Here is a 286-nt window from a genome sequence, read left to right as displayed (position 1 = left end):
CCCGATAATCGGTCAAATGTTGATGCCATGCGTGCTGCAACGGACGGCATCATCAATCCAGGGCGCAGCGCTACAAGAAATTTCATATTTGAAGTGACAGATAACAACGAAGACGCTGTAACCCACGAATCTTCACAAGAACGACCTGTTGGCAGCAAAGCTCCTTGATATCCTAAAGAGTCAACTGCCTGGGCAAGCTGCTTCATGTAATTAAAATCAACTTCACGCCCTCCTTTTGTTGTACCTAAATAACGACTGTCTCCACCTGTTGGAATAAACCAAAACA

General features: G+C 45.1%; 1 protein-coding gene. It reads right to left on the bottom strand.

What is annotated here, in order from left to right; translation table 11 throughout:
• The coding region (locus ACTXGU_RS22415; RefSeq protein ID WP_443483707.1) for an LLM class flavin-dependent oxidoreductase at positions 1-286 on the bottom strand (286 nt) is incomplete at both ends.

Origin of the sequence: Niallia sp. 01092 (genome assembly GCF_052318935.1) — a bacterium.
GTDB lineage: Bacteria > Bacillota > Bacilli > Bacillales > Cytobacillaceae > Niallia.
This window is presented reverse-complemented; position numbering and strand designations above follow the sequence as displayed.